This is a genomic window from Cellulomonas sp. S1-8, assembly GCF_026184235.1.
GTDB lineage: Bacteria > Actinomycetota > Actinomycetes > Actinomycetales > Cellulomonadaceae > Cellulomonas.
Window position 1 is genome coordinate 2,736,974 of sequence record NZ_CP110806.1, and the last position, 26,698, is coordinate 2,763,671.

General features: G+C 74.9%; 23 protein-coding genes and 2 tRNA genes. 8 read left to right on the forward strand and 17 right to left on the reverse strand.

The window, feature by feature from the left end; genetic code table 11:
- Nucleotides 1-25: 25 nt before the first annotated feature.
- The 3 genes from murA to leuC all read right to left on the reverse strand — a co-directional run bounded on the left by murA (nucleotide 26) and on the right by leuC (nucleotide 3,667).
- Nucleotides 26-1,357, reverse strand: a complete 1,332-nt coding sequence (gene murA, locus OKX07_RS12305) for a UDP-N-acetylglucosamine 1-carboxyvinyltransferase (protein ID WP_265628354.1) — start codon at nucleotides 1,355-1,357, stop codon at nucleotides 26-28.
- A 151-nt stretch (nucleotides 1,358-1,508) separates the two neighbouring features.
- On the reverse strand, nucleotides 1,509-2,177 hold the full coding sequence (gene leuD, locus OKX07_RS12310; RefSeq protein ID WP_265628355.1) for a 3-isopropylmalate dehydratase small subunit: 669 nt from the start codon (nucleotides 2,175-2,177) through the stop codon (nucleotides 1,509-1,511).
- 29 nt (nucleotides 2,178-2,206) lie between these two features.
- Nucleotides 2,207-3,667, reverse strand: a complete 1,461-nt coding sequence (gene leuC / locus OKX07_RS12315; protein ID WP_265628356.1) for a 3-isopropylmalate dehydratase large subunit — start codon at nucleotides 3,665-3,667, stop codon at nucleotides 2,207-2,209.
- Between the two features lie 116 nt (nucleotides 3,668-3,783).
- On the opposite strand from leuC, the gene OKX07_RS12320 reads away from it, so the two are divergent.
- Nucleotides 3,784-4,503 (forward strand): IclR family transcriptional regulator, encoded by a 720-nt coding sequence (locus OKX07_RS12320; RefSeq protein WP_265628357.1) that lies wholly within the window; start codon nucleotides 3,784-3,786, stop codon nucleotides 4,501-4,503.
- A gap of 170 nt (nucleotides 4,504-4,673) precedes the next feature.
- On the opposite strand, the gene OKX07_RS12325 is transcribed toward OKX07_RS12320, so the two are convergent.
- The 5 genes from OKX07_RS12325 to OKX07_RS12345 all read right to left on the reverse strand — a co-directional run bounded on the left by OKX07_RS12325 (nucleotide 4,674) and on the right by OKX07_RS12345 (nucleotide 7,513).
- Nucleotides 4,674-4,746 (reverse strand) — tRNA-Glu (locus OKX07_RS12325).
- A 142-nt stretch (nucleotides 4,747-4,888) separates the two neighbouring features.
- Nucleotides 4,889-4,960 (reverse strand) — tRNA-Gln (locus OKX07_RS12330).
- A gap of 153 nt (nucleotides 4,961-5,113) precedes the next feature.
- The gene (locus OKX07_RS12335) at nucleotides 5,114-5,572 is read right to left on the reverse strand and encodes a DUF6912 family protein (RefSeq protein ID WP_265628358.1); all 459 of its coding nucleotides are present in this window, start codon (nucleotides 5,570-5,572) and stop codon (nucleotides 5,114-5,116) included.
- A 26-nt stretch (nucleotides 5,573-5,598) separates the two neighbouring features.
- Nucleotides 5,599-6,843 (reverse strand): AAA family ATPase, encoded by a 1,245-nt coding sequence (locus OKX07_RS12340; RefSeq protein ID WP_265628359.1) that lies wholly within the window; start codon nucleotides 6,841-6,843, stop codon nucleotides 5,599-5,601.
- 1 nt (nucleotide 6,844) lies between these two features.
- Nucleotides 6,845-7,513, reverse strand: coding sequence for a hypothetical protein (locus OKX07_RS12345; RefSeq protein WP_265628360.1), 669 nt, complete (start codon nucleotides 7,511-7,513; stop codon nucleotides 6,845-6,847).
- Between the two features lie 219 nt (nucleotides 7,514-7,732).
- Here OKX07_RS12345 and OKX07_RS12350 point away from each other — a divergent pair, with 219 nt between their 5' ends.
- Entirely contained in the window at nucleotides 7,733-7,957 is a 225-nt protein-coding gene (locus OKX07_RS12350; protein ID WP_265628361.1) for a helix-turn-helix domain-containing protein, read from the forward strand.
- Between the two features lie 38 nt (nucleotides 7,958-7,995).
- Here the strand turns inward: OKX07_RS12350 and OKX07_RS12355 are convergent, their stop codons facing one another.
- Nucleotides 7,996-8,553, reverse strand: coding sequence for a hypothetical protein (locus tag OKX07_RS12355; protein ID WP_265628362.1), 558 nt, complete (start codon nucleotides 8,551-8,553; stop codon nucleotides 7,996-7,998).
- A 98-nt stretch (nucleotides 8,554-8,651) separates the two neighbouring features.
- Here OKX07_RS12355 and OKX07_RS12360 point away from each other — a divergent pair, with 98 nt between their 5' ends.
- Complete coding sequence (locus OKX07_RS12360) at nucleotides 8,652-9,623, forward strand: LysM peptidoglycan-binding domain-containing protein (protein WP_265628363.1); 972 nt, start codon at nucleotides 8,652-8,654, stop codon at nucleotides 9,621-9,623.
- Nucleotides 9,620-10,348 carry an Rv3235 family protein gene (locus tag OKX07_RS12365; protein ID WP_265628364.1) on the forward strand — a complete coding sequence of 243 codons (729 nt, stop codon included), beginning with the start codon at nucleotides 9,620-9,622 and terminating at the stop codon, nucleotides 10,346-10,348. The genes OKX07_RS12360 and OKX07_RS12365 overlap by 4 nt, the downstream gene beginning before the upstream one ends.
- 79 nt (nucleotides 10,349-10,427) lie before the next feature.
- On the opposite strand, the gene secA is transcribed toward OKX07_RS12365, so the two are convergent.
- The 8 genes from secA to mtrA all read right to left on the reverse strand — a co-directional run bounded on the left by secA (nucleotide 10,428) and on the right by mtrA (nucleotide 22,345).
- Nucleotides 10,428-13,220 carry a preprotein translocase subunit SecA gene (secA, locus tag OKX07_RS12370; RefSeq protein ID WP_265628365.1) on the reverse strand — a complete coding sequence of 931 codons (2,793 nt, stop codon included), beginning with the start codon at nucleotides 13,218-13,220 and terminating at the stop codon, nucleotides 10,428-10,430.
- 121 nt (nucleotides 13,221-13,341) lie between these two features.
- Nucleotides 13,342-14,625: a winged helix-turn-helix domain-containing protein gene (locus OKX07_RS12375; RefSeq protein ID WP_265628366.1), complete on the reverse strand. Its 1,284-nt coding sequence runs from the start codon at nucleotides 14,623-14,625 to the stop codon at nucleotides 13,342-13,344.
- A 47-nt stretch (nucleotides 14,626-14,672) separates the two neighbouring features.
- Entirely contained in the window at nucleotides 14,673-16,118 is a 1,446-nt protein-coding gene (locus OKX07_RS12380; RefSeq protein ID WP_265628367.1) for an endo-1,4-beta-xylanase, read from the reverse strand.
- Nucleotides 16,119-16,340: 222 nt separating this feature from the next.
- On the reverse strand, nucleotides 16,341-16,976 hold the full coding sequence (gene hpf, locus OKX07_RS12385; RefSeq protein ID WP_265628368.1) for a ribosome hibernation-promoting factor, HPF/YfiA family: 636 nt from the start codon (nucleotides 16,974-16,976) through the stop codon (nucleotides 16,341-16,343).
- Between the two features lie 159 nt (nucleotides 16,977-17,135).
- Complete coding sequence (locus OKX07_RS12390; protein ID WP_265628369.1) at nucleotides 17,136-17,915, reverse strand: ComF family protein; 780 nt, start codon at nucleotides 17,913-17,915, stop codon at nucleotides 17,136-17,138.
- Nucleotides 17,916-18,172: 257 nt separating this feature from the next.
- Nucleotides 18,173-19,864, reverse strand: coding sequence for an LpqB family beta-propeller domain-containing protein (locus OKX07_RS12395; RefSeq protein WP_265628370.1), 1,692 nt, complete (start codon nucleotides 19,862-19,864; stop codon nucleotides 18,173-18,175).
- The gene (gene mtrB / locus OKX07_RS12400; protein ID WP_265628371.1) at nucleotides 19,861-21,624 is read right to left on the reverse strand and encodes an MtrAB system histidine kinase MtrB; all 1,764 of its coding nucleotides are present in this window, start codon (nucleotides 21,622-21,624) and stop codon (nucleotides 19,861-19,863) included. Before mtrB ends, OKX07_RS12395 begins: the two co-directional genes overlap by 4 nt.
- Nucleotides 21,625-21,661: 37 nt before the next feature.
- Complete coding sequence (gene mtrA, locus OKX07_RS12405) at nucleotides 21,662-22,345, reverse strand: MtrAB system response regulator MtrA (RefSeq protein ID WP_265628372.1); 684 nt, start codon at nucleotides 22,343-22,345, stop codon at nucleotides 21,662-21,664.
- A 485-nt stretch (nucleotides 22,346-22,830) separates the two neighbouring features.
- Here mtrA and OKX07_RS12410 point away from each other — a divergent pair, with 485 nt between their 5' ends.
- The 4 genes from OKX07_RS12410 to OKX07_RS12425 all read left to right on the forward strand — a co-directional run bounded on the left by OKX07_RS12410 (nucleotide 22,831) and on the right by OKX07_RS12425 (nucleotide 26,698).
- Complete coding sequence (locus tag OKX07_RS12410) at nucleotides 22,831-23,760, forward strand: glycerophosphoryl diester phosphodiesterase membrane domain-containing protein (protein ID WP_265628373.1); 930 nt, start codon at nucleotides 22,831-22,833, stop codon at nucleotides 23,758-23,760.
- Nucleotides 23,761-23,790: 30 nt separating this feature from the next.
- The gene (locus OKX07_RS12415; RefSeq protein WP_265628374.1) at nucleotides 23,791-24,432 is read left to right on the forward strand and encodes a DUF4129 domain-containing protein; all 642 of its coding nucleotides are present in this window, start codon (nucleotides 23,791-23,793) and stop codon (nucleotides 24,430-24,432) included.
- Nucleotides 24,429-25,634 carry a DUF4350 domain-containing protein gene (locus tag OKX07_RS12420; protein ID WP_265628375.1) on the forward strand — a complete coding sequence of 402 codons (1,206 nt, stop codon included), beginning with the start codon at nucleotides 24,429-24,431 and terminating at the stop codon, nucleotides 25,632-25,634. Before OKX07_RS12415 ends, OKX07_RS12420 begins: the two co-directional genes overlap by 4 nt.
- Nucleotides 25,635-25,711: 77 nt before the next feature.
- Entirely contained in the window at nucleotides 25,712-26,698 is a 987-nt protein-coding gene (locus OKX07_RS12425; protein WP_265631921.1) for an AAA family ATPase, read from the forward strand.

A 26,698-nucleotide genomic window follows, 5' to 3' on the forward strand; every position in this document is an offset into this window, starting at 1 on the left:
CGCCGCGCCAGGTCCGCCGTCCGGGTCAGGGGCGCCCGTCGTCCTCGCGGCTGAACTGCGCGCCGAGCGCCTCGAGCTTGTCGGTGAACCGCTCGTAGCCGCGGTCGATGAGGCTGATGCCCCGCACGGCCGACGTGCCCTTGGCTGCGAGCGCCGCGATGAGGTGGCTGAAGCCGCCCCGCAGGTCGGGCACCTCGATCTCGGCGGCCGACAGGGGCGTCGGACCGGAGATGACGGCCGAGTGGTAGAAGTTGCGCTGACCGAACCGGCAGGGCCGCCCGCCCAGGCACTCCTTGTAGACCTGGATCGTGGCCCCCATGCCGACGAGCGCGTCGACGAAGCCGAAGCGGTTCTCGTAGACCGTCTCGTGGACGATCGACAGGCCGCGGGCCTGCGTCAGGGCGACGACGAGCGGCTGCTGCCAGTCGGTCATGAAGCCCGGGTGCACGTCGGTCTCGAGCTGGATCGACCGCAGGTCGCCGCCCGGGTGGAAGAACCGGATGCCGTGGTCGTCGATCGCGAACTCGCCGCCGACCTTGCGGAACGTGTTGAGGAACGTCGTCATCTCGGGCTGGGTCGCGCCCCGCACGTAGACGTCGCCGCCGGTCGCCAGGGCCGCCGACGCCCACGACGCCGCCTCGATGCGGTCGGCCAGCGCGGTGTGCTGGAAGCCCACGAGCCGGTCGACGCCCTCGATGCGGATGACCCGGTCGGTGTCCACCGAGATGATCGCGCCCATCTTCTGCAGGACGTTGATGAGATCCATGATCTCGGGCTCGATGGCCGCGTTCGCCAGCTCGGTGATGCCCTCGGCACGCACCGCGGTGAGCAGCAGCTGCTCGGTGGCCCCGACGCTCGGGTACGGCAGCGCGATCTTGGTGCCCTGCAGGCGGTGCGGCGCGCGGATGTGGATGCCGTTGTCGGTCTTGTCCACCACGGCCCCGAACTGCCGCAGGATGTCGAGGTGGAAGTTGATCGGCCGGTCGCCGATCCGGCAGCCGCCGAGGTCGGGGATGAACGCCTCGCCCAGGCGGTGCAGCAGGGGCCCGCAGAACAGGATCGGGATACGGCTGGACCCTGCGTGCGCGTCGATGTCGGCCACGTGGGCGGACTCGACGTCGGTGGGGTCGAGGCGGATCGTCCCGGCGTCGTCGTCGATCTCGACCTGCACGCCGTGCAGGCGCAGCAGGCCCGACACGACGGCGACGTCGCGGATCTGGGGGACGTTGCGCAGCTCGCTCGGCGTCTCGCCGAGCAGCGCAGCCACCATCGCCTTGGAGACGAAGTTCTTGGCTCCGCGGACGGTGATCTCTCCCCGCAGCGGGTTGCCACCGTCGACGTACAGCAGGTCGGTCATGAACACATCGTCCCCCACCTGGCGGCATGCGCGCGTCATCCGCGCGGGGATGACCTGCGGTCCTCGCAGAACCCTCACAACGTGGCCGGGCGGGCGCGCGGCCGGTGCCGTGCGCCCGCCCTGCGGGAGTGCTCGTCCGGTGCGTCCGCGCTCAGGCGCCGCGCGTGGGACCCAGGTCGAGCGTCACGACGGGGCGCGCGGGCTCGACCGGGACGGACGGCAGGTGCTTGGCCGGGAGCGTCGCGGGACGCCACGACTCGCGGCGCTGCTCGAACTGCGTGATCTCGTCGGCGTGCTGCAGCGTCAGACCGATGTCGTCGAGGCCCTCCATCAGGCGCCAGCGCGTGTAGTCGTCGACCTGGAACGGCACCACGACGTCGTCGCAGGTCACGGTGCGCGAGCCGAGGTCCACGGTCACCTCGGTGCCCGGGGTGGTCTCGAGGACCTTCCAGAGCAGCTCGACGTCCTCCTGCGACACCTGGGCCGCGAGCAGGCCCTGCTTGCCGGAGTTGCCGCGGAAGATGTCCGCGAACCGCGCCGAGATCACGACGCGGAAGCCGTAGTCCTTCAGGGCCCACACGGCGTGCTCGCGTGACGAGCCGGTGCCGAAGTCGGGGCCGGCGACGAGCACCGAGCCGCTCCGGTAGGCGTCCTGGTTGAGCAGGAACGCCGGGTCCCCGCGCCACGCGGCGAACAGCGCGTCCTCGAAGCCGGTGCGCGTCACCCGCTTGAGGTAGACGGCGGGGATGATCTGGTCGGTGTCGACGTTGCTGCGTCGCAGCGGGACGCCGATCCCGGTGTGCCGGGTGAACTTCTCCATGAGGGGCCTGCCTGTCGGGTCTCGGGGCGTCAGACGGTCTGCAGCGCGTCGGGCGTCAGCGGGCTGCCGTCCGGGACGGGGACGTCGGCGCCGAGGTCCGCGACCGAGGACAGCGTGCCCCGGATGGCGGTCGCGGCGGCGACGAGGGGCGACACGAGGTGCGTGCGGCCGCCCTTGCCCTGGCGACCCTCGAAGTTGCGGTTCGACGTCGAGGCCGAGCGCTCCTGCGGCGCGAGCTGGTCGGGGTTCATGCCCAGGCACATCGAGCAGCCGGCGTTGCGCCACTCCGCCCCGAAGTCGAGGAAGATCCGGTCCAGGCCCTCGGCCTCGGCCTGCAGGCGCACGCGCGCCGAGGCCGGCACGACGAGGACGCGCACGTCCTGCGCCTTGGCGCGGCCCTTGACGAGCTTGGCGACCGCGCGCAGGTCCTCGATGCGACCGTTGGTGCACGAGCCGATGAAGACCGTGTCGACCCGGATCTCGCGCAGCGGCTGGCCCGGCGTCAGGCCCATGTACTCGATCGCGCGCTCGGCCGCGACGCGCTCGTTGGCGTCGGCGATCTGGGCAGGCACCGGCACGTTGCCGGACAGCGGCAGGCCCTGGCCGGGGTTGGTACCCCAGGTGACGAAGGGCTCGAGGTCCGCCGCGTGGAGCACGACCTCGGCGTCGAAGACGGCGTCGTCGTCCGTGCGCAGCGTGCGCCAGTACTCGACGGCCGCGTCCCAGTCGGCGCCCTCGGGCGCGTGGGGACGGCCCTTGAGGTACTCGAAGGTCGTCTCGTCGGGCGCGATCATGCCCGCGCGGGCGCCGGCCTCGATCGACATGTTGCAGATCGTCATCCGGCCCTCCATGGAGAGCCTGCGGATCGCCTCGCCGCGGTACTCCAGGACGTAGCCCTGGCCCCCGCCCGTGCCGATCTTGGCGATGATGGCCAGGATGATGTCCTTGGCCGACGCGCCGACGGGCAGCTCGCCGTCGACCGTGATCGCCATCGTCCGGAACGGGACCAGGGGCAGCGTCTGCGTGGCGAGCACGTGCTCCACCTCGCTCGTGCCGATGCCGAACGCGAGGGCGCCGAACGCGCCGTGCGTGGACGTGTGCGAGTCCCCGCAGACGACGGTCAGGCCGGGCTGCGTCAGGCCGAGCTGCGGGCCCACCTGGTGCACGATCCCCTGGTCGGCGTCGCCCAGGGAGTGGATCCGCACGCCGAACTCCGCGACGTTGTTGCGCAGCGTCTGGATCTGGGTCCGGCTCGTCGTGTCCGCGATGGGGCGGTCGATGTCGAGGGTCGGGGTGTTGTGGTCCTCGGTGGCGATCGTGAGGTCGGGACGACGCACGGGTCGGCCGGCCAGCCGCAGCCCCTCGAAGGCCTGCGGGCTCGTGACCTCGTGCACCAGGTGCAGGTCGATGTACAGCAGGTCGGGTGCACCGTCCGTGCCGTGGCGCACGACGTGCGCGTCCCAGACCTTCTCCGCCAGCGTGCCGGCCATGTGCGTCGTTCCTCTCGTCCGGGCGGGGGCGTCCCGGGTCCGGGTCGACGACCGCGGACCACGGGCATCGGGGCCCCCGGCTTGCATCTCAGCCTTCGAGACGCCAATATCGACCTATGGACAACTCTAGCGGAGTCGGCGTCCTGGACAAGGCCGCGTCGGTGCTGAGCGCCCTGGAGGCCGGACCCGCGACCCTCGCACAGCTCGTCGCCGCCACCCATCTTGCCCGTCCGACGGCCCATCGGCTGGCCGTCGCCCTGGAGCACCACCGACTCGTGGCGCGCGACCTGCAGGGACGGTTCGTCCTCGGACCCCGTCTCTCGGAGCTCGCGACCGCCGCCGGCGAGGACCGCCTGCTCGCCGCAGCAGGTCCCGTGCTGACGATGCTGCGGGACCACACGGGTGAGAGCGCGCAGCTCTACCGCCGGCAGGGCGACCAGCGCATCTGCGTCGCTGCTGCCGAGCGGCCGATCGGGCTGCGTGACTCGATCCCGGTCGGCGCGACGCTGACGATGCAGGCCGGGTCGGCCGCGCAGGTGCTGCTCGCGTGGGAGGAGCCCGACCGCCTGCACCGCGGTCTGCAGGGCGCGCGGTTCACCGCCACGATCCTGTCCGGCGTGCGTCGCCGTGGCTGGGCGCAGTCGGTGTCGGAGCGCGAGGTCGGCGTGGCGTCCGTGTCCGCGCCGGTGCGCGGGCCGTCGGGGCGTGTCGTCGCCGCCGTGTCGGTCTCCGGGCCGCTCGAGCGGCTGTCCCGGCAGCCGGGCCGCCTGCACGCCGCGGCGGTCGTGTCCGCGGCCAACCGCCTCACCGAGGTCCTGCGCCGCACCGCCGACTGACCGCCGACAGGCGCGTCTGAGGGGAACCACGGATCCGGTGGCTCATCGCGAGGGATGAGCCACCGGATCCGTGGTTCGTCGGCGTGCCCCGGGACGGCCCCGGGATCGTCACGGGCACAGGTCCGAGCACGAAGAAGGCCCGGTCACCTGAGTGACCGGGCCTTCGACCGTACCCCCGACCGGATTCGAACCGGCGCTACCGCCGTGAGAGGGCGGCGTGCTAGGCCGCTACACAACGGGGGCCTTGCGCACGACCCGGAAGCCGTGTGCCGAGTGGAAACTGTACCCGACGTTCACCGCGAGGTGACACCTCGCGACGTCCGCGGGCCCGCCACCAGGGCGGACGCGTCCGTGCTGCTCAACCGGCTGCTGCCGGTGCACAACGCTGGGGTACCAGGACTCGAACCTAGACTAACTGAACCAGAATCAGTCGTGCTGCCAATTACACCATACCCCACGGGCTGTGACCGGAAACGGGGTCCGCGCGCAGCACCAGCGGCACGCGCCTTGCGGCTCGTACCGGCGGTGAACACTACCCGAGCGAGGGCCGCTCGGTCCAACCGGCACCTCGTCAGCACCGGCGGCTCTGCCACACCGGCGCCTCCGCCACTCAGGGCACCGGGATCTGCTCGATCTCCGACACGTCGTACCAGAGCAGGTCACGGTCCCCCAGGCGCTCGAGTGCCGCCTCGTCCCCGGCGGCCGCCGCCGTGACGTCCGCCACGGCGGCGGGCTCGTCGACGTGGACGCTGGCCACGTGGCTCACGTCGACGCCGCACACGAGCTCGAGCGCCGAGGGCACCGGCGGGGCCTCGAGCGCGCGCACGCACGCCTCGGGGACGTCGGCCGCGACGACCACCCGGAGCCGCGGCGCGCCCGGGCGAGCGGCGAGCAGGACGACGGACTCGTCGGCGGCACCGGCCTGGGCTGCGTACTCCCAGCCCTCGTCGTCCTCGTCCGGCCACAGCGCGCGCAGCGCGGGCGTCACGCCGTGCGCGACGCGCGGCGCGAGCAGGACCGGCGAGCCGTGCTGCAGCTCGTCGAGGGTCACGGGCAGGTAGACGCGCACAGGACCAGTGTGCCGCCCCGAGCCGCTCAGCCGACCGGGACGCGCGCACCCGGCGCGTCGGACCGCACCGCGGCCACCACCTCCGCCGCCAGGGCCGCCAGGCTGCGCCGCGCCGGCGAGCCCGGTGCGACCTCCCGCAACGCGCGGCCCTCGAGCATCGCGCTGTCCACGGCGGAGCGGTCTTCCGGGACGAGCACCACGTCCTCGACGCCCGCGTACCGCGCGAGGGCGGCGACGACCGCCTCACCCGGACGTGCCCCGGCGACCGTCGGCCGCACCCGGTTGACGACCACCCGCCGTGTCAGCGCCAGGCCGCGGTCGGCGGCGTCGGCGAGCGCCCGCACGAGCCGCTGCACGCCGACAGGGTCGGCCGCACCGACCACGACGACGAGGTCGGCCTGCTCGAGCGCCGCGAAGGTCGCGGCGTTGCGCGCAGGGGCACGCGTGTCGTAGCTGAGCATCTCGTCCTGCTCGAGGCAGAAGCCGGTGTCGACGACCGTGACGTCCGCGAGCTCACGGGCCCGGGACAGCACCAGCTCGAGCGAGCTCGCCGGCAGCTCGGGCCAGCGGTCGGCGCGCGAGATGCCGGAGAGGAGCCGCAGGTCGGGCAGCACGACGGGCGCCAGCCGCGCGAGCGTGCGCAGGTCGAGCGCGCCCTGCCCCGCGGCGCGGGCCGCCGCGGCGACGCCCGGGGCCTCGTCCAGCACCCCCAGGACCTGTGCGACGACGCCGCCGTACGTGTCGGCGTCGACCAGCAGCGTCGCGCGGCCGAGAGCCGCCACCTCGGCGGCGAGGTTGACGGCAACGAAGGTACGCCCCGGTGCGCCCGTGGGACCCCACACCGCGACCGTCGCGCCGCGCCGCGTGGTGGTGCTCTCCTCCGGTGCCGGCGGCGGCACCGGAGGGGAGTCCCCGAGCACCGACAGGGCCTCCCGCACGACGTCGGGCACGTGGCCGTCGCTGTCGACGTCGACGACGAGGTCGGCGCCGTGCGCCGTCAGGCGCTCCGCCAGCCACGGGCGTGCCGGGTCACCCAGACCGACTACGCGCACACCGCAGCGGTGCAGCACCGCCACCGCCTCACGGTCCAGCCGTTCCAGGTCCCCCGAGACGACCGCCAGCCCGCCCAGCCCGGCCTCGGCGGCCGCGAGCAGCTCGGTGAGGTCGGCGCACCGCCGGGTGACGGACAGCCGCCCCCCGGACCCCTCGACGGCCTGCACGATCGCGGACTCCGCGGCCCCCTGGACCGCGCACAGCACCCCGACGCCCATCTCAGGCGCCCGGGACCGGGACGACGTCGACCGTGCCGTCGCCGGCGAGCGCGCCGAGCACGGTCGGCAGGTCGTCGACGGGCACGAGGACGTGGACGGTGCGGGCACCGCCGCTCGCGAACGCGCCGTCCGCGCTGCTCACCTCGGCGACCGTGAGCGCGGCAGCCAGCTCGCGCGGCGCCGTGCTGGCGGTGCGCTCCTCGGACGCCGCGCTCGTGTCGTCGCCGGGCGTGAACCACAGGTCGACGCGCGAGCCGGCGACCAGCCCCGTCGGGGCGGGACCCGACAGGGTCACGGGCACGGCCCGGACCGCGAGGTCGGCTGCGGACCCGACCGCCGCGACCGGGACGAGCTCGCCCGCACCGACGGACCGCAGCAGCACGGCGTCCTCGGGCAGCGGCTCGTCGGCGCGCAGGTACCCCTCGACACGATCCGCGAGCCGCACGTCGGCGACGACCAGCGCGGCGGACGAGAGCGAGCCGCCGGGCACGAGCACGTCCCGCGCCACGTAGACGGGCACCGTGCGCTGCGCGGTCGTGACGACCCAGCTGCCGAGCGCGACGGACGCGGCGATCAGTGCGACGCCGACGAGCAGGCGCGGGTCGCGCCACCCGGGACGGCGCAGTCGCGTGGCCGTCGGGGCGGGCAGGTCCAGCACGGAGGTGTCCACGGGGGCTCCAGGTCAGCAGGTCAGCGGGTCAGGCGGTCAACGGGTCGGGACGGGTCGTGACCCCGGTCGGGGGCGTCGGACAGGGTCCTGCACCGCCGGGACGGGCAGCTCGCCCCGTCCGGCGTGACGAGTGTGACGCGGACCGGGGTGTCGCGACAGGCCCGATGTGCGACCTGTGGACAACCGTCCGGGGCATGCCCGTCGTGCGAGACTTCCGGCATGGCACCGAGGTTCCTGACCCTCGCCGACGTGTCCGAGATCCTCAACATCTCGGCGCCACAGGCGTATGCGCTCGTCCGTTCCGGCGAGCTGCCCGCGATCCAGATCGGCGGGCGGATGCAGTGGCGCGTCGAGTCCGCCGAGCTCGAGCGGTACATCGAGCGGATGTACGCCGAGACGCGCGCGCGCACCACCCACGGGGCGGCGTCGGACGGGACCGTCTGACGCCCGCGCCGACGCCCCCGTGAGAGCGGCGTCCGGCGTCACCGCGACACCACCGCGAGCAGCGCGGCGAACGGCACGGTGGTCCACCGCCCCGCGGGGGCCTCGAGGGTCAGGTCGACGTGGTCGGCGCCCACCCGGTCGAGCCTGCCGGCGAGCGTCCCGGCGTCGGTCCGGACGGTCACGACGACCCGGTCACGCGCCAGGGCTCGCAGGACGTGCCCGAGCCCGAGGGCCGACTCCAGCCTCCCGGCGGGCGGTGCGGCCCGCGGGCCGAGCCCGTCGACCGACCGCACGGCGGCCGTCGGGACGACGGCTCGACGACCGGCTCCCAGGTCGAGGAGCAGCCACTGCGCGGCGGCCTCGGTCACCAAGCCCTCGAGCGGCTCGCCGTGCGCCGTCACGACCCGCAGCCGCGTGCCGATCGCGCCCCGGAGCCGGTCGGTCAGCGTCACGCGGGCCCGCTCGGCCCGGGTGAGCTCGGCCACGTCCCACCGGGCCTCGTCGGCCCGCCCGGCGGCGAGCTGCGCCTCGAGGTCGGAGAACAGCTGCTCCCAGCGGCCTGCGGGCGCGCGCCCGGTCCCGCCGTCGCCATCCACGGATCGGACCTTACTGGACATACCTGCCCTCTTTCGACTACATCTAGAGCCATCAGACTTCATCAAACGACATCAAACTGCATCATCGAGGAGAACTCGTGACCGACCACCCCGCACCCCCTCGGCCAGGTGCGCCCCACCCCGCGCTCACCGCGGCCGGCCTGCTGCTCGCCGGTGCGGTGGCGCTCGCCGCAGCCGGGCTGCTCGGACTGTGGGTCGTCGACCAGGTCGGGTCCACCCGCCTGTGGCGCGTCGAGTCCGTCGTCGCGCCGGTCGTCGTCGCCGTCGGCGTGCTCGCCGCAGGCTGGGTCGGCACCTCCTCCCTCGTGGCCGGCGCCTGTGCGGGCGTCCGTGCGGCCGGCGGCGCCTGGCGCGGCGGCGAGGCCGCGGTGCACCGGTGGGCCCCGGGGCTCGTCCGCCGCGCACTGGCCGTCGCCGTCGCCGCAGGTGTCGGGCTCGGGTCCGCCGCCGGTGCGCACGCAGCGGAGATCGTCCCCGTCGAGCCGGGACCCGCAGCCGTGAGCGTCGACCTCGCGTGGACGCCCACGACGGCCGACCTGGGCGCCGCCGCAGCCGCCGGGACGGCGGTCCCCACGACTCCCGCCGGGCCCGAGGCGTCACCCACCGCACTGCCCTCCCCCGCCGACGCCGTCCCCGCCCTGAGCTGGGAGCCGACGGAGCCGGTGGCGGCCGACGGGCCGCCACCGACGGCGGCGGCCGTGCCGACCCCCGCGCCCACCGCGGGCGGGACGGCCGCCGGCCCCGCGTCGGTCGTCCCCGTCGCCGCCCCGCTGCCCGCGCCGGCAGCCGTCGAGCCACCGGCGCCCGCACCCGCGCCCGTCCCACTGCCTGGCGGTCCTCCGGGACCGACCGTCGAGGTCCGGTCGGGCGACACCCTGTGGGGCATCGCGGCCCACGCCCTCGGGCCGGGCGCGTCCGACGCCGCGATCGCCGCCGAGTGGCCGCGCTGGTACGCGGCGAACGCGTCGGTCATCGGGCCCGATCCCGACGTCCTGGAGCCCGGGCAGGTCCTGGTCGTGCCGACCACCGTCGACGGGAGCGCCCGATGACCACCGTGCACCACGACGACGCCACGCCGACGACCGCCGTCGAGGACGCCCTGACCCGGCTGGACGTCGCGCCGCGGACGCCGTCGCCCGCGCGGGCCCACCTCAGCGCAGTCGACCCGCGTCCCGTCCGCCCGGACGCTGCGACCAGCGAGGTGGACGGTCGCGGCCGCACGGGCAGGGCAGGTCGTCAGGCTCGCGTCGCGGCCACCGTACGCGCCGCGGGCGAGGGTGACGGGGCGCGACCGCGGCTGCGGCTCGTGCCCGCACCGTCGCCCCTCCGTCCGACGCCCGCCCCGGCGCCGGCGCCCCCTGCGCTGCTCGCGGACCAGGTCCGGCGCCTCGTGGCGGTGGACCGGGCGCAAACGATCGACGACGACGACGAGCGGGGTGCCGCACCGCGGACGGATGCCGGCCGGTTCGCCCACGGTGTCGGGCTGGCGTGCGTCGAGGTCGTGCTGGGTCGCCGCCCGGCGGCTCAGCTCGTGCGGTGGGTCACGCCCGACGTCCTGGGGTCGTTGCACGACCGCGCCGACCTGGTCCGCCGCGCCGGAGTCCTGCGCCATGCCCGCCGTCCCACGGCACGACGCGTCCGGGTGTGCTCGGTCGACGCGTACACCGCCGAGGTCTGCCTGGTGGTCGACGACGGTGTGCGCGTCCGTGCGGTCGCGATGCGGGTCGAGGCGCACCGCGGTGCGTGGCGCGTGACGACGCTCGAGATCGGCTGACCACGCACCGACCGCACGCACCGGTGGCGCACCGGTCGCGGCTCTCGCGGAGCCACGGTCCGGCACGCCACCGGGACGCTCAGCGCTTGCGCTGCTTGGCCTGCTTGCGTCGGTCGGCCCGGTTCGCCGAGCCCGGCGTCTCGGGGCGCACCCGGCCCGCACCGTTCTCCGCCTTGGTGACGACCTCGCCGTCACCGTCCGCCGACGGCGCCGAGTACTGCAGCGGCGTGGGTTCGGCGGGCCCGTCCAGACCCTTGGCCACGAGCCCACCCGGCTCGTCCGCGGTGGGGCGTGCGGCCGTGGCCGCGGCGCCGGCGGACCCGGCGGCTGCCGCCGCGGCGTCGGCGCTGATGACCGGGGCGTCCGACGGCCGGTCGACCTGCACCTCGAGGTTGAACAGGTACTGGACCGACTCCTCCTTGATGGCGTCCGTCATCGCGGTGAAGAGCTGGAAGCCCTCACGCTGGTACTCGACGAGCGGGTCGCGCTGGGCCATCGCCCGCAGGCCGATGCCCTCCTTGAGGTAGTCCATCTCGTAGAGGTGCTCCCGCCACTTGCGGTCGAGCACCGAGAGCACGACGCGGCGCTCGAGCTGGCGCATGTTGGCCTCGCCGAGCCGCTCCTCGCGCTCCGCGTAGGCGTGCTCCGCGTCGGACAGGACCTCGCGCGTGACGAGCTCGGCGGTGAGCCGGGTCGCCCCGCCCGCCTCCTCGACGACCTCCTCGGGCGTGATCGTGACCGGGTAGACCGCCCGCAACGCCGTCCACAGCGCCTCGAGGTCCCAGTCCTCGGGACGCCCCTCGGCCGTGGCCAGCCCGATGTAGTCGGTGAGCACGTCCGTGCGGAAGTGCGTGACCTGCTCCTGCAGGTCCTCGCCGTGCAGCACGCGGCGGCGCTGCTCGTAGATGACCTCACGCTGGCGGGACATCACGTCGTCGTACTTCAGGACGTTCTTGCGGATCTCGAAGTTGCGCGCCTCGACCTGCGACTGCGCGGACTGGATGCCGCGGGTCACGATCTTGGACTCCAGCGGCATGTCCTCGGGGAAGCCCGCGCGCGTCATCATCGACTCCGCGAGCCCCGAGTTGAACAGGCGCATGAGGTCGTCCTGCATCGACAGGTAGAACCGGGACTCGCCCGGGTCGCCCTGACGACCGGAGCGCCCGCGCAGCTGGTTGTCGATGCGACGCGACTCGTGCCGCTCGGTGCCCAGCACGTACAGGCCACCCAGGTCGGTGACCTCGTCGTGCTCGGCGGCCACGGCCCGGCGCGCCTTCTCGAGCACATCGGGCCACGCGGCCTCGTACTCGTCGGCGTTCTCGGCCGGGTCGAGCCCGCGGGCCGTCATCTCGGAGACCGCCATGAACTCCGCGTTGCCGCCGAGCATGATGTCGGTGCCACGGCCGGCCATGTTCGTCGCGACCGTGACGGCGCCCTTGCGGCCCGCCTGCGCGATGATCGACGCCTCACGCGCGTGCTGCTTGGCGTTGAGCACCTCGTGCGGGACACCCTGCTTCTTCAGCTTCGAGGAGAGCAGCTCGGACTTCTCGACGCTCGTCGTTCCGACCAGCACGGGCTGACCCTTGGCGTGGCGCTCGACGATGTCGGTGACGACCGAGTCGAACTTGCCCTCCTCGCTCTTGTAGACGAGGTCCTTGCCGTCGATGCGCTGCATCGGCTGGTTGGTCGGGATCGGCACGACGCCCAGCTTGTAGGTGCCCTGGAACTCGGCGGCCTCGGTCTCGGCCGTACCGGTCATCCCGGCCAGCTTGCCGTAGAGCCGGAAGTAGTTCTGCAGCGTGATCGTGGCGAGCGTCTGGTTCTCGGCCTTGATCGCCACGCCCTCCTTGGCCTCGATGGCCTGGTGCATGCCCTCGTTGTAGCGCCGTCCCGCCAGGATGCGGCCGGTGTGCTCGTCGACGATGAGCACCTCGCCGTTCATCACGACGTAGTCCTTGTCGCGCTTGAACAGCTCCTTGGCCTTGATGGCGTTGTTGAGGAAGCCGATGAGCGGGGTGTTGAGCGACTCGTAGAGGTTGTCGATCCCGAGGTAGTCCTCGACGCGCGCGATACCGGGCTCGAGGACACCGACGGTCCGCTTCTTCTCGTCGACCTCGTAGTCGCGCTCGGGCTGCAGCCTGCGCACGACCTTCGCGAACTCGCCGTACCACCGGTTCGTGTCACCCGAGGCGGGCCCCGAGATGATGAGCGGTGTACGCGCCTCGTCGATGAGGATCGAGTCGACCTCGTCGACGATCGCGAAGTGGTGGCCGCGCTGCACCAGGTCGTCGACGCTCCACGCCATGTTGTCGCGCAGGTAGTCGAACCCGAACTCGTTGTTGGTGCCGTACGTGATGTCGGCGGCGTACTGCTCGCGGCGCTCGGCCGGGGTCATCTGCGACAGGATCGTGCCCGTCGTCAGGCCCAGGAAGCGGTACACGCGGCCCATGAGGTCGGCCTGGTAGCCGGCGAGGTAGTCGTTGACCGTCACGACGTGCACGCCCTCGCCCACCAGCGCGTTGAGGTAGGCAGGTGCGGTCGCGACCAGCGTCTTGCCCTCACCGGTCTTCATCTCGGCGATGTTGCCCAGGTGGAGCGCGGCACCGCCCATGAGCTGGACGTCGAAGTGCCGCTGCCCGAGCGTGCGGCGGGACGCCTCACGGACCGCGGCGAACGCCTCGGGCAGGAGGTCGTCGAGCTTCTCCCCCTCGGCGAGGCGCGCCCGGAACCGGTCGGTCTCCTCGCGGAGCTCGGCGTCGGACAGCGACGTGAAGCTGTCCTCCAGCGCGTTGACCTGGGCCGCGACGCCGGACAGCTTCTTGAGGATCCGCCCCTCGCCCAGCCGGAGGACCTTCTCGAGGATCGCCGTCACGCAACTCTCCCGACGTCGTTGGCGCCCGTCCGCTCACTGCGTCGGGGCGGTGCGTGTCACCCGACCGCTCGGTCGGGGCCCGACCATCGTAGGCGAGCCGCGGCACCTGCGTGGTCGTCGCTCAGCCCGCGGCGGGCGCGAGCCCGCGCACGAGCGCCGCGACGAGGTCACCCGCGGCGTCGGGCCCGACGTGCACGTCGGACATGCCCAGCCAGCGGGCGGTCGTCCACAGCTCGGCGGCCAGCTCGCGCGCGACCTCCTCGTCCCCCGGGGCGCCGGCGGCGACGTCGCCGGCCGGAATCGGTGCACGGTGGGCCGCGAGCACCCGCAGGACCCCCGCGCGGCGGTCGGCCTTGAGGTCGACGAGCGCGACGAGCCGCTCCCCGAGCAGGAACGGCAGGACGTAGTAGCCCCACACGCGTGCGGCCGCCGGGACGTAGATCTCGAGGCGGTAGCGCAGGCCGAACAGGGACTCCGTCCGCGTGCGCTCCCACACGAGCGGGTCGAAGGGGCTCACGAGCGCGCGGCCCCGGGCGCGCCGCGGCACGGTGGCGTCGCGGTGCCGGTACAGGGGGCCGCGCCAGCCGTCGACCTCGACCGGGACCAGCACACCGTCCTCGACGAGCTCGTCGACGGCCACCTGGGTGGGGGGGACCGCGGTGCGCCAGTGGTCGGCCAGGCACCGCACGCTCGCGACGCCGTGGGCGCGCGCGGCGACCTCGGTGAGGCGGCGGCGCGCGGACGCCTCGTCGAGCGGCGGCGTGGCCAGGACGTCGGCCGGCAGCGCCCGGTCGGGCAGGTCGTACCGGCGCTCGAACTGCGCGTTGCGTCCCGCGGTCGTGAGCTCCCCCACGAGGAAGAGGTACTCGAGCGCGTGCTTCGCGTCGGTCCACGCCCACCCCCACGCGTCCGAGCGCCTGCCGCCGCCCCCGAGCACTTCCTGGACCTGCCGCGCGGTGACGGCCCCGAGCTCGTCGACGACCTCGCGGACCCGCGCGACCTCCGGCGAGCGCGCGACGGGGACGCCGTGCAGGGCGTCCCCGCGGCGCTCGATGTGCGCCCGGAGGGCGGCGTGCTTGAACGCCAGGTCACGGAACGTCGCCGGGGGCACGAGCGACGCCTCGTGCGCCCACGTCTCGACGAGGCGGCGGGGCGACCGGCTGGTGGCGCGGTCCAGCGCCTGGACGTCCCAGGCCCCGAGCCGCGAGTACGCCGGCACCAGGTGGGCGCGCGCCAGGACGTTCACCGAGTCGATCTGCAGCAGACCGAGCCGGTCGACGACCTGCTGCAGACCCTGCGTGCCCGCGGGCGTCGTGCGCACCGGACGGGGGCGGTCCAGGCCCGAGGCGCGCAGGACCGCGCGGCGCGCCTGCGACCGCGTGAGGCGTTCCGTGGAGGCGACCATGCTCCGATCATGCCGCGGCCCACCGACAGCCCGTGCCGGGACCGCCCCTAGCTGCGGTCGGTGCAGGGGGTGCCGTTCAGCGTGAGGCCCGCGGGCACCGCGTTCCCCCCGCGGGAGGTGCCGCGGATGCCGAACGTGAGGGAGCTGCCGCTCGTGAGCCGTGCGACCTCGTCCGCGCTCCGCGCCGTCACCTGGTCGCCGTCCTGGGTCACCGTGGCACCCCAGGCCGCCACCACCCGCTGCCTGCCCGGGAACGACCAGCCGACGACCCAGTCGTCGAGGTCCGCGCCGACGTTGACGACACGGACGACGGCGGTGAAGGCGTGGTGCCGTCGGCTCACGACCCGGTAGTCGGCGGTGCAGACGCCCGCGGGTGCCGTCGCCGTCGGCGTGGGCGTCGGGGTGAGGGTGGGGGTGGGGGTGGGCGTCGGGGTCGGCGTCGGCGTCGGGGTGGGGCTCGGGTCGACCGGTCCTGCCGCGACGAGGGCGGCGAGCACCGCGTCGTACGCCGCCTTCGGGGCGCCCGCCGCGTCGAACAGCAGCGGTGTCGCGCCGGGGCGCCACGAGTCGGAGTCCCGCACGCCCCACACCGTGATCCCGGTGCAGCGCTCGACCGCGAGGCACGCGCCGACCGCGCGCGCGTAGTCGGCGGCCTGGGTGGCGCCCGAGCCCTCGATGTCGAGCTCGGTGACCTGGACGTCGACGCCGAGCGCCGCGAAGCTCTCGAGCGTGGTCCGGTAGCTCGCCGGGACCGGGGTGGTGCGGTCGAAGTGGGACTGGAAGCCGACGCAGTCGATGGGCACGCCGCGTTCCGTGAAGTCCTTGACCATCGCGTAGACGGCCCTCGTCTTGGCCTGGGTCCAGTCCTCGATGTGGTAGTCGTTGTAGCAGAGCTTCGCGCCCGGGTCGGCGGAGCGGGCGGCGCGGAAGGCGGCCTCGATCCAGTCGTCGCCCGTGCGCTGGAAGTTGGAGCTGCGACGCGCGCCCGTGCCGTCGGCGAACGCCTCGTTCACGACGTCCCAGGCGTACACCTGGCCCCGGTAGTGGTCCACGACCTGCGTCACGTGGTGGAGCATCGCGGCACGCAGCTCCGCACCGGACAGGTTCGCGAGCCACCCCGGCTGGCCGGAGTGCCACAGCAGGGTGTGGCCGCGGACCTGCGTGCCGTTCTCGCGGGCCCAGGCGACGATCCGGTCGCCGGCCGTGAAGTCGAACCGGTCCCGCGCGGGCTGCGTGACGTCCAGCTTCATCTCGTTCTCGGGCGTGACCATGTCGAACTCCCGGCCCGCGATGCCGAGGTACGTCGGGTCGGTCATCCGGCTCGTGGCGATCGCGGTGCCGAAGTACCGGCCGCTGCTCTGTGCCGCGGCGGCCAGCGTGCCGGGCGCGGAGTGCGCCGGCGCGGCCACGACGGCGCCGCCGGCCAGGATCGCGGCGACCGTCAGGCCGGCAGCCAGCAGCCCGTGCCGGGCTCGGAGCTGGGTCGTCCTCATGCGGACCTCTCCTCGGGAGTCCCGTCGTCGTCGACGAGGGTGGGAAGAGCCGGCCGGCGCGTCAGGCGTCCTCGAGGCACACGACCACGAGCGTGGGACGCCCGCACGAGCATGATCCGCCCGTCCGCCCACGACGGCGTCGGTGCGAATCCTTTCCGGCTGGCACGGAACGGGGCGGCGAGCCCGTCGGCCCGCCGCCCCGTCCACCGCCGTCGTGGGCGGTCAGCCGGTGGCGCGGCTCGATCCGCCGGTCACGACCGGCACGTCGAGCTTGATGACGCCGTAGCTCCACCCACGTCGGCGGTAGGCGACCGCGGGCTGCGCGGTCTCGGCGTCGACGAACAGGAAGAAGTCGTGGCCGACGAGCTCCATCTCGTACAGCGCGTCGTCGACGGTCATCGGCTGCGCCTGGTGCAGCTTCTCGCGGATGAGCACCGGGGAGTCGCCCAGCATCGTCTCGACGACGCCGTCCTCGCCGGTCACCACCTGCGTGTCGGGCTCGGGCTCGGGCTCGGGAGGTCGCACGTCGACGGGCGCCAGCGGAGTGTGGTTGCGGTGGTCCTTGCGTCGGTCGCGCGCACGTCGCAGCCGCTCGAGCAGGCGTCCGAGGGCGAGGTCCAGGGCGGCGTACGCGTCGTCTGCGCTCGCCTCCGCCCGGATCACCGGCCCCTTGTCGACCACCGTCAGCTCGACCTTCTCGCTGCTGCCGGACTGGCGCGGATTCGGTTCGTGGGACACGAGGACGTCGACGCGCTGTGCGCGCGGGGCCAGCTGCTCGATCTTCGCGAGCTTGCTCTCGAGATGGGCGCGATACCGCGGGGACACCTCGGTGTGCCGGCCAGCAACCACGATCTCCATGGGGGCCTCCTGGGAGGTCAGGGGCGGGCTGAGCCCGCCCGGACGAGTCGTACGTCTGCTGCCCCACGACGGGGGCGGGGGGCCTCACCTCCTCCGCCGTGCGACCCCGCCCGAGAAGCTGCGGGAGACACCGCGCGGCGTCGTCACCAGGTCCCCACGCTAACCCGCTTTCCTGTGGTCGCGCACAGGACCAGGGGCTGAACCGGCGGGCGCGCCGTCGTCGCGCGCGCCGGGCCGCGCGGTGGCGGCGAGCGCGCAGCCCCCGAGGACCCGCGCGCCCGCCGCGGTCAGGGCCGCGTGGCACGCCGCCAGCGTCGCGCCGGTCGTCAGGACGTCGTCGACGAGGACGACGTCGCGACCCCGGACGGCGCGTCCCCGGCGCACGTGCACGCGCCCGGCGAGCGCCGGACCCCGCGCCCGTGCGCCCAGCCCGGCGAGGTCCGGCCCTCCGGACCGGCGCAGCGCACGAGCCCGCTCCGCCGGGACGCCGCCGTCCCGCAGCCCGGCCGCGACCGCGGCGGCCACGGCGTCCACCGGGTTGCGCCCGCGCCGACGCCCCGCCTCCCGGGTCGACGGCGCGGGGACGACCAGCACCGGTGCCGCACCGCGGGCCGCGGACCGCACGTCCGCGGCCGTCGCGGCACCCGTGCGGCGGGCGGCGGCTGCGAACGGGCGGTCGAGGTCGGACCGGCCACCGTCCTTCCATGCCGCGACGGCGTGCCGCACCGGGCCTGCGTACACGGCAGGCGCCCGCACCGGGAGCAGGGTGCGCCCCTCGAGCAGGTCGAGGCGCCCCGCGCCGTGGTCGCGGCGCGCCGCGGGTCCCTGCAGCCAGGCGTCGCACGGCGCGCACCACGGCTCGTCGGCCACCCCGCAGCCGGCGCACGCGACGGGCACCACGAGGCGGACGAGGTCCCGGCAGGCCGCGACGGCGAGCACCCCAACCCGGTGGGCGAGCCCCGGGCGGCCGGGTGCCGGGGCAGGGCGTCCGCCGCGGGGAGGGACGGGCCCGGGTCGTGGGGCCGCGGTGCGCAGGGGCATGCCGAGCAGCCTGCCGCCCCGCGCGGCTCCGCGTGCCGCCTTGCGCACGTCCTGTGGACGAGCGCATCCGGAGGAGGACCTGTGGTCGGTCCGGTCCGGTCCCGTCTGGTCCCGTCCCGTCCCGTCCGGTGCGGCGCACGTCACGCCGCACACCCTCAGCCCGGGAACGTCGCCCCGGTGACCACCAGCACGTCCGTCACGTCGGGCACGGCGACCCACGTGCCGCCCTCGTGGCGCAGCAGGTCACCGTCGGCCGTGACCACGTACAGCGAGCGGTCGCCACGGCCGGACGCCAGCGCGACGGCGTCCGCCACGGCGGGCAGCGGCGTGCTGCTGCCCGAGACGGGCACGCGGTGCGGCGTCCGGCCCGCGTCCCCCTCGGCCAGCACGCCGAGGGTCACGTCGTCGACCCACACGACCGAGGTCGTCGGGGTCAGCGGCGCACCGGCGCGCACGCCGGGCCCGAGGGTCAGGGGGACACCGTCGTCGTCGCGGACGACCCCCGCGACGTCGAGCGTGGCCCCGTCCGGCCCGTCGGACACGATCGCGGCGCGCGTGCCGTCCCGCGACACGCGCACGGCCTGCACCGTGCGCCCCACGAGCCAGTCCGCGGTCACCTCGACCGCGGTGCCGTCGAGGCGGACCGCGTCCAGGCGACCCGTCGCGGCGCCCCGGGCGGTCCACACCCACGCGAACCTGTCGACCGACGGCGACGCGAGAGCCGTGCCGCGCAGCAGCGTCGTCTGCTCGGCCCCGCCGACGGGGACCGACACCAGGGTCGCCGCGTCCGCGAGCGCCACCCGGACGGTCCCGTCACCCGAGCGCGCCGGTGCCTGCGGCTGCGCCCCGACGACGGGCCGCACGCCCTCCACCGGTACCGGCACCCCGTCGACGAGCGACATCGTCTGGCCGTCGACGAGGATCTCCAGATCACCGGGCTCGGGGTTCGGCAGCACGGCCGCCACCCCGCCGAGCAGCGCACCACCGGCGCCCGCGCGCACCTGCAGGGTCGTGACGCCCAACGGCCGCAGCGACTCCTCGAGCTGGGCGAGCAGGAGTCCGCGGTCGGCGTCCTGCACGGCCCGTGCCGGCTCGAGCGTCAGCTCCGCGACACCCTGCTCGACGGACACCGCCTCGGGCTTGAGCTCGGCACCCGTCGGGAGCGCGCTCGTCACGGCGTCGCCCAGCCACGCCGAGGGTCCCGCGAGCAGCGCGCGCACGACGGCCGTCGGCACGTTGCGGTCGCGGAAGAAGCGCACCTCGGGGACGAGCATCTGCTCGTCCGGCGTCAGGAAGTACAGGGGCGTGGCGCGGAACTGCTGCTCGAAGCTCCGCGAGTTCACGACGACCACGTCCGGCGCGTACGCGATGCGCCAGTTGCCGCGCGCGTCCTGGACGAGCTCGTACCGCAGCGTCTCGACGGCGTCCGCCGGCGCCTCCACGTACCGCCCGTCCGCGTACACCTTGGCGTTGACGGCCAGGGACACCGTGACCTGGGCGTCGCCCGTCTGCTCGACCGTCGTGGCGCTCGCGACGATCGTCCCGGCACCCGGATCCCACTCGGAGCGCTGGTCGGCGGCCAGGAACTGGCGCGTGACGTCGAAGTCACCCGTGACCTCCGCGTCCGCGGCGAGCAGGAAGCCCTCGACGATGCCCACGGGTCCCGCGTCGGCCTGCGGGCCCTGCGCGAGGACCACGATGCGGTCCTGCTCGCGCACCTCGCCGTCGACGCCGACCGTCACGGGCCCGGACGTCGGGATCGCGACGCACCCGGTCAGCGCACCGGCCAGCACCGTCGCCGCCGTCACGACCAGGGTGCGGAGCCGTCCGCCGCGCACGCGCGTCACGACACCCTCCCGGCGCCGGCCGCGGGGGCCGGGTCGTCGACGCGGACGTCGGTGCGGGCCGGGTCGGTCGGGTTGTTCACGATGGCGATCTCCCCCGTCATCGGCGGCAGCTCGGGCAGCGCCGTCGGGTCGGTGCTGCGACGCGGCACGTCGGCGGCCGGCAGCGGCGCCTCCGGATCGGGGACCAGCGGCAGCGGCGAGCCGTCGAGGCGGATCCCGGCCCGCCGCGGCAGGGTCAGCCGGAAGTTGGCCCCCCGGCCGGGACGACCCCAGGCCTCGAGCGTGCCGCCGTGCAGGTGCGCGTCCTCGAGCGAGATCGCCAGGCCGAGGCCCGTGCCGCCGGTCGTGCGCGCGCGCGCCGGGTCGGCCCGCCAGAACCGGTCGAACACGTGCAGCGCCTCGTCCTGCGTCATGCCGACGCCGTGGTCCCGCACGGTCACCGCGACGGCGGTCGCGTCGACGCCCACGCGCACCTCGACCGTCGACCCGTCGGCGTGCTCCACGCCGTTGACCAGCAGGTTGCGCAGCACCCGCTCGACGCGGCGGGGGTCGACGTCCGCGTCGGCACGCACCTCCGGCAGGTCCACCTGGAGCCACGACCCGCGGCGCTCCGCGAGCGGGGTCGCGTTGTCGACGGCCTGCAGCACGATGTCGCGCACGTCCATGCCCTCCGCGTCGAGCACCGCGGCGCCCGCGTCGAAGCGGCTGATCTCGAGCAGGTCGGCCAGCAGGTCCTCGAACCGGTCCAGCTGGGTGGCCAGCAGCTCCGCGGACCGCTTGACCGCCGGCTCGAAGTCGTCGCGCGCGCCGTGGATCACCTCGCCCGCCATGCGGATCGTCGTCAGGGGCGTGCGCAGCTCGTGCGAGACGTCGGAGACGAACCGGCGCTGCAGCGTCGACAGCTCCTCCATGCGGTGGATCTGGTCCTGCAGGCTCCCGGCCATCTCGTTGAACGAGCGCGCGAGCGTGGCCATCTCGTCCTGCCCGCGCACGATCATGCGCTCGGACAGGTGGCCGTCGGCGAGGCGTTCGGCGACGTGCGCGGCGCGGCGCACCGGGTGGACCGTCCGACGCGTCACGAGCCAGGCCATGCCCCCCAGCAGCAGGACGAGCGCGGCGGCCGCGAACGCCAGCGTCCCGAGCAGGAAGTCGAGCCGGTCCTGCTCGGCCTGCAGGCTGTAGAGGAAGAACATCTGGTAGGTGCCCGCCATGGGCACGTCGACGTCCTGACCCACGACGATCCCCGGCTCGACGTGGCCGTCGGCCGCAGGGATCGCGACGGACTGCCACTGCTGGCCGCCCTGCGACACCGCCTGCTTGAGCTCGCGGCTGACCAGGTCGACCAGGGAGGGGTCGGTGGCCGTCGCGCCGACCCCGATGGAGGCCGTCTGACCCGGTGCCCGCAGCATGAACACGTCCCGCTCACCGGAGCCGCCGTTGCGCTGCGCCGCGGTCACGTCCTTCAGCAGCAGAGCGACCTCGCTGAACGTGTCGGCCGCCGAGGCCGCGAACACGTCCTGCGCCTGCTGCGTGCTGCGCGCGCTCTCGGCGAGCAGCTGGGTCCGGCGCGCGTCGAAGAGGCCCGCGCTCGTCCTCTCCCCCACGTACACGCCGATCAGCGCCAGGGCGGCGAGCCCGATCGTCAGCGTCGAGACCAGCACGCGCAGCTGCAGCGACGACCGCCAGCGGCGCGTCAGCCCGCGGACGCGCCGCCCTGCGCGCGCCCGTCCCAGCCGGCGCCAGGCGGTCAGCCGCGGCACGACGAGCCCCCGCGCGTACGCGCCCGGTGCAGCCTGGTCACGTCCCCGCGACGCCCGCCTTGTAGCCGACACCACGGACTGTTACGACGATCTCCGGACGCTCGGGGTCCGTCTCGATCTTCGAGCGCAGGCGCTGGACGTGGACGTTGACCAGCCGGGTGTCGGCCGCGTGGCGGTAGCCCCACACCTTCTCGAGCAGCACCTCGCGGGTGAAGACCTGCCAGGGCTTGCGCGCGAGGGCGACCAGCAGGTCGAACTCCAGGGGCGTCAGCGAGATGGGACGGCCCGCACGTTCGACCCGGTGGCCGGGCACGTCGATGGTGAGGTCGCCGATCGCCAGGTGCTCGGGTGCCGGCTCGTCGCTGCGGCGCAGCCGTGCGCGGACCCGCGCGACGAGCTCCTTGGGCTTGAACGGTTTGGAGATGTAGTCGTCGGCGCCGGACTCCAGCCCGAGCACGACGTCGACCGTGTCGCTCTTCGCGGTCAGCATGACGATCGGCACGCCCGACTCGCCACGGATCTGCCGGCAGACCTCGTTGCCGTCCTTGCCGGGCAGCATGAGGTCGAGCAGCACGAGGTCCGGCTGGGTCTGCCGGAAGATCCCGATCGCCGCGTCACCGTCCTCGCAGAAGACCGGCTCGAAACCCTCGGAGCGCAGCACGATGCCGATCATCTCGGCCAGAGCGGTGTCGTCGTCGACCACCAGGACGCGTCCCTTCATGCCGTCGATCCTCTCATCGCCCGGGCGTCCGGTGCGTCGGCCGCGCCGCGCAGCCGGGTGACGGTGCGTCCGGGACCGCGCCCCACCTGCACCGTGGCACCATGGGGTGCCCGGCGCGCGGCGCTCGTCGCCGGACCGCGCACGCACGCAGAGGGACACGAGGAGCCGGACGCATGACCTCCCCGCAGGACGACGGCACGGTCCCCGCCCCGTGGACGAGCCCCGCCGGACCGCCCGCAGGCGGCTCGTCGCCCACGCCCGCGCCACCGACGTCACCTCCGCCTCCGCCCCCGTCGGCCGACGGCTGGGGTGCCGCGCCCCCGCCGCCGGGGTGGGGAGCACCGCCTCCGCCCCCGGGGTGGGGAGCACCGCCCCCGCCGCCGCCCGGCCCGCCGCCGGGCGCGTGGGGAGAGCCGTCGACGCCCCCGGGCTGGGGGACCCCGCCGCCCGCCGGGGCCGGAGCCCCCGGATGGCGCCTGCCCGCGATGCAGCCCGGGATCATCCCGCTGCGGCCCCTGGGCCTCGGGGAGGTCCTCGACGGCGCGGTCCGTGCCGTGCGCGCGAACCCGGCCGTGATGTTCGGCCTGTCGGCCGTGGTGGTGACGATCGCCGTCACCCTGCAGACGCTGGTCCAGCTGTACGTGTCGAGCCTGATGGTGGGCGCCCTGAGTGGCGCCTTCCCCGACCAGGGACTGACGGCGAGCGACACCCAGATGATGTCCGAGGTCTTCTCGACGAGCGCGGGGCAGGTCCTGACCGTCCCGCTCCTCGTCCCCGTGACCTCGGTGCTGACCGGCCTGCTGATCGTGTCGGTGAGCCGGTCCGTGCTGGGGCAGCGCGTCGCGCTGCGCGAGGTGTGGCGCACCCGCCGGGTGTGGCTGCTCGTCGGCTGGGGCCTGCTGCAGCTCCTCGCGTCGCTGCTCGCGTTCGCGCTGTGGGTCGGCGGGGTCGTCGCCCTCGCCGTGGCCGACCTGCCCGGGGCCGCGGTCGCCGTGGGCCTGGTCGGTGGGGGCGCGCTGCTGGTCGCGATGGTGTGGGTGACCGCGCGCACGCTGCTCGTGCCGCCCGCGCTCATGCTCGAGGGCAAGCGGTTCTGGCCGACCGTCGCGCGGGCGTGGCGCCTGACGCGCGGGAGCTTCTGGCGGCTGCTCGGCATCTACCTGCTCGCGAACCTGCTCGTGTCCGTCCTGATGTACCTGTTCCTCGTCCCGGCCAGCGTCGTCGCCGGGCTCGTGACGGCGACGTCGGGCTCCGACGGGCTCACGGTGCTCGTCTCGGCCCTGGGACAGATCATCGGCATGACGCTGTCCACGACGTTCCTCGCCGCGGTCGTCGCGCTGCTGTACGTCGACGTGCGCATCCGCCGCGAGGGGCTCGACCTCGAGCTGGCGCGGGCGGCGGCGGGCGGCGCATGACCGGCACGACCGGCACCGGACGGGCGTGACGTGCCCGTCCTGACCGGGGTGCGCGCCCTGACCGGGGTGCCCGTCGAGCCCGACGCCGCGACCGCCCGCCGGTGGCTGCGCGACGAGCTGCTCGACCCGGCCTACCACCGCCAGGAGTCCCTGCTCGAGCGCGCGCTGACGTGGCTCACCGACCAGCTCGACAACCTCCCCGCGATCGGGATGTCCGGCACGACCGGCCTGCTCGTCGTCGTCGGCGTCGTCGTGGTGGTCCTGGTGGTCGCGCTGCGCGTCGCCGGACCGGTGCGGGCGGGCGCACGTCGGCGCCGGGAGGGCGTCCTGCACGCCGACGACCGCCGCACGGCAGCCGAGCTGCGCGCGTCCGCCGACGCCGCTGCGCGCTCCGGCTCCTGGTCCGTGGCGGTCGCCGACCGGTACCGCGCGGTCGTGCGCGACCTCGAGGAGCGTGCGCTGCTCGACGAGCGGCCCGGCCGGACGGCCCACGAGGCGGCCCGCGTCGCCGGCGCGGCGCTGCCCCCGCTCGCCGCCGCGCTGGCGCGCGGCGGCGACCTGTTCGACGACGTCGTCTACGGCGAACGGGCGGCGTCCCCGGACGACGACGCGACGCTGCGGTCGCTCGACGCGGCCGTCCGCGCGGCCCGGCCCGCCGGGGTGCCCGCATGAGCGCCCCGCCCGCCACGGACGCCCTCGCGCGCCCGGAGGTCCTCGGTGACGGCTCGACGGGTCGCACCCGGGCGGCGCACCGGTGGCGGCGCGCCCGCCCGTGGCTCGCGGTGCTGGGCGTCGTCGTGCTCGGCGGGCTCGTGCTGACGCTCCCGGCGCCGCCGTCCGGCACGACTCCCGGCGCCCCGGACAACGTGGGCGACGCGGGCGCACGCGCCGCGGCCCGCGTCCTGGAGCGGCAGGGCGTCACGGTCGAGCACGTCACCACGACGCGCGACGTCGTGGGGGCGGCGACCGGCGACGGGACCGTCCTGGTCGTCGGCGACCAGTGGCTCACGGCCGAGCAGGTCGACGTGCTCGTCGGCCTGGAGGACGACCTCGTGCTGGTCGACGCCGGGTGGGCGCTGTCCACGATCTCGCCGGACGTCGTCTCGGCCGGCGGCGGGGCGGCGCGGGAGCAGCGCGCGGCCGCGTGCGACGACCCCGACGCGCTCGCCGCGGGCACGATCACCGCCGCCGGCGGGTACGAGGACCTCACGGGCGCGGCGACCACGTGCTTCCCCGCCGCCGGCGGCGGGACCGGCGGCGCGTACCTGACGTTCCTGCAGGACGGGCGCCGCATCACCGCCCTGTCCGACCTGGAGCTGCTGACCAACGCGTCCATCCGCGACGAGGGCAACGCCGCGCTCGTGCTGCGCACGCTGGGCCGCCACGACCACCTCGTCTGGTACGTCCCCAGCTACGACGACCTCGGCTACGTCGGCGAGGACGACTCCCGCGCGAGCCTGACCGACCTCGTGCCCTGGGTGCGTCCCGTGCTCGCGTGGCTCGTGCTCGTGCTCGTCGTCACCGTCGTGTGGCGCTCCCGGCGCCTCGGCCCCGTGGTCGCCGAGCCGCTGCCCGTGGTCGTGCGGTCGGCCGAGGCCACCCGTGGTCGCGGGCGGCTCTACCGTCGGGCCCGCGCCCACGGGCACGCCGCCGCCGCGCTGCGCGCCGGGACGGCGGCCCGCGTCGCGCACCGCCTCGGCCTTCCCCGGTCCGCCGACGCGCCATCGCTCGTCGACGCCCTCGCGCGGGCGACCGACCGACGGGCCGCCGACGTCGAGGCCCTGCTCTACGGCCCGCCACCCACCGACGACGCGAGCCTGCTGCGCCTCACCGACGACCTGCACCACCTGGAGAGCGAGGTACACCGACCGTGACCGACGAGACGCCGCGTCCCCCGAGCACCGACGGCTGGCCCGGAGCAGCACCGCCCGCGCCCGCCCCCCTGCACACCGTGACGCACACCGCCGGCCCGGCCCCCGCCCCGCCCGGGGCGGACCTGCGGGTCGCGCTCGCAGCCGTCCGCAGCGAGGTCGGCAAAGCGGTCGTGGGCCAGGACGCCGCCGTGACCGGGCTGATCATCGCGCTGCTGTGCCGCGGGCACGTCCTGCTCGAGGGGGTGCCCGGTGTCGCCAAGACGCTGCTCGTCCGCTCGCTGTCGGGTGCGCTGTCCCTCGGCACCAAGCGGGTGCAGTTCACCCCCGACCTCATGCCGGGCGACGTCACCGGGTCGCTCGTGTACGACGCGCGCACCGCGCAGTTCTCGTTCCGCGAGGGACCGGTGTTCACCAACCTCCTGCTGGCCGACGAGATCAACCGCACGCCCCCCAAGACGCAGGCGTCCCTGCTGGAGGCCATGGAGGAGCGGCAGGTCACCGTCGACGGCGAGGCACGCCACCTGCCGGACCCGTTCGTCGTCGTCGCGACCCAGAACCCCGTCGAGTACGAGGGCACCTACCCGCTGCCCGAGGCGCAGCTGGACCGCTTCCTGCTCAAGCTGCTGCTCCCCCTGCCCGAGCGCGCCGACGAGGTCGAGGTCCTGACCCGGCACGCCGCAGGGTTCGACCCGCGGGACCTCGCCGCCGCCGGCCTGCGGCCCGTCGCCGGTGCCGACGACCTGGCGCGGGCGCGCGCGCAGGTCGCCCGCGTGCAGATCTCCCCCGAGGTGCTCGGGTACGTCGTCGACGTGTGCCGCGCCACCCGCACGTCGCCGTCCCTGAGCCTGGGGGTCTCGCCGCGCGGTGCGACGGCCCTGCTCGCGACGTCGCGCGCCTGGGCGTGGCTGTCGGGTCGCGAGTACGTGACGCCGGACGACGTGCAGGCGCTCGCGCACCCCACGCTGCGGCACCGCGTCCAGCTGCGTCCGGAGGCCGAGATCGAGGGCGTCACCGCCGAGTCGGTCCTCGACACGGTCCTCGCGTCCGTGCCCGTCCCCCGGTGA

Bases quoted from the DNA above. Each gene is read 5' to 3' on its own strand.
- OKX07_RS12420 (WP_265628375.1), top strand. From the start codon at position 24,429: ATGAGCGCCCCGCCCGCCACGGACGCCCTCGCGCGCCCGGAGGTCCTC.
- OKX07_RS12365 (WP_265628364.1), top strand. From the start codon at position 9,620: ATGACCACCGTGCACCACGACGACGCCACGCCGACGACCGCCGTCGAG.
- leuC (WP_265628356.1), bottom strand. From the start codon at position 3,667: ATGGCCGGCACGCTGGCGGAGAAGGTCTGGGACGCGCACGTCGTGCGC.
- OKX07_RS12375 (WP_265628366.1), bottom strand. From the start codon at position 14,625: ATGGTCGCCTCCACGGAACGCCTCACGCGGTCGCAGGCGCGCCGCGCG.
- OKX07_RS12350 (WP_265628361.1), top strand. From the start codon at position 7,733: ATGGCACCGAGGTTCCTGACCCTCGCCGACGTGTCCGAGATCCTCAAC.
- hpf (WP_265628368.1), bottom strand. From the start codon at position 16,976: ATGGAGATCGTGGTTGCTGGCCGGCACACCGAGGTGTCCCCGCGGTAT.
- leuD (WP_265628355.1), bottom strand. From the start codon at position 2,177: ATGGAGAAGTTCACCCGGCACACCGGGATCGGCGTCCCGCTGCGACGC.
- murA (WP_265628354.1), bottom strand. From the start codon at position 1,357: ATGACCGACCTGCTGTACGTCGACGGTGGCAACCCGCTGCGGGGAGAG.
- OKX07_RS12410 (WP_265628373.1), top strand. From the start codon at position 22,831: ATGCAGCCCGGGATCATCCCGCTGCGGCCCCTGGGCCTCGGGGAGGTC.
- OKX07_RS12340 (WP_265628359.1), bottom strand. From the start codon at position 6,843: ATGGGCGTCGGGGTGCTGTGCGCGGTCCAGGGGGCCGCGGAGTCCGCG.
- mtrA (WP_265628372.1), bottom strand. From the start codon at position 22,345: ATGAAGGGACGCGTCCTGGTGGTCGACGACGACACCGCTCTGGCCGAG.
- OKX07_RS12380 (WP_265628367.1), bottom strand. From the start codon at position 16,118: ATGAGGACGACCCAGCTCCGAGCCCGGCACGGGCTGCTGGCTGCCGGC.
- OKX07_RS12320 (WP_265628357.1), top strand. From the start codon at position 3,784: ATGGACAACTCTAGCGGAGTCGGCGTCCTGGACAAGGCCGCGTCGGTG.